Raw genomic sequence first — 1,007 nt, 5'->3', positions numbered from 1 at the left:
TTCGGAAATTGTCTCAATAGTCGTGTCCCAAGGGGCCGCCGGGCCATCGGGGCCGCCATGACGAATCAGATGGCTTATCAGGTGCTTTGGCAGCCAGTTCCTGTGAACCTTAGGATCGGCCGTTAAACACACCCAGGGAGGAGTGCCCGGGCGCAGATGTTCTTCTGAAAAATCCAACAGTGGCCCATAGTAATTGAACCAGGTTCGACAGACTTCCGGCTCAGAGGTTGGAGGAGAGAACACCTTCAGAGAAACATAATGAATATCCACACTGGGGGGAATTGGTTTTTTTCGCCGCCATTCCGGGTGCCTGGACAAGATTGGCTCTGGAATCAAGTGCGTGGCGTCTGGAAACTGCTGTATAAACTCTGCACACAGTTTTTCGGTACGCTTGGCCACAGGCAGCCCTGCCAGCCAGTGAAAAAAACGGCTCCGGTGTGGCATCAGAGCCGGGAAGCATTCAAGGAAATTCTCAGGGTAGGAGAGACTCGCCATATCTTCACTGTTAACCGCTATTGCCTTCTGCAGAAGCTTTTGACACATGGCCGGCGTACGCATGTGCTCGGGAATATCTTGTATGCAGGGTAACGGTTCGCTGTTCATTGCCAATTTCACCATATCCAGCGTGATACGGTGCTTGGGAATATAGCTCAGAGCCCCCCCCCTCCTGAATCAGTGCCACCCTGCACAGTCTGCTGTATCCAGGGTCCAGCTCGTTTGCAAAGTAATCGAGCAACCAGGGGGCACGTCGGACAGCCTGCTCTTTCATAGCCTGGGTACGGTGATAGTGTGGCACCTTCTCGATAGCTGTGGGCTCTATCTGCACCAAAGCTTCAAAGTCTATGGGGTGGTCAGGGAGCAGCGTGTACACCTCGGGAAGAACCTGTTTATTGGTGGCGATACAGGTATCAAGAAAGGCCGGGGTGAGCAGTTCGAGTGGTAGAAATTTGAAAAGGTGCGGTGCTTGCTTCACGAGCAAGAGCCCCAGCTCGTGATCAAAAAGGGCA

The 1,007-nt window shown here is 53.2% G+C and carries 2 protein-coding genes; both read right to left on the bottom strand.

Annotated features, from left to right (window positions below; translation table 11 throughout):
- Positions 1-495: hypothetical protein (locus tag E1189_RS01065; RefSeq protein WP_155158267.1), on the bottom strand; the 495-nt coding region annotated here is incomplete at its 3' end.
- Positions 496-505: 10 nt separating this feature from the next.
- Positions 506-1,007: hypothetical protein (locus E1189_RS01060; protein ID WP_230459910.1), on the bottom strand; the 502-nt coding region annotated here is incomplete at its 5' end.

Origin of the sequence: Parendozoicomonas verongulae, from assembly GCF_009711465.1 — a bacterium.
GTDB classification, from domain to species: Bacteria; Pseudomonadota; Gammaproteobacteria; order Pseudomonadales; family Endozoicomonadaceae; genus Sansalvadorimonas; species Sansalvadorimonas verongulae.
Note: the sequence above shows the minus strand (reverse complement) of the source record. Positions and strands in the feature narration are given on the sequence as shown.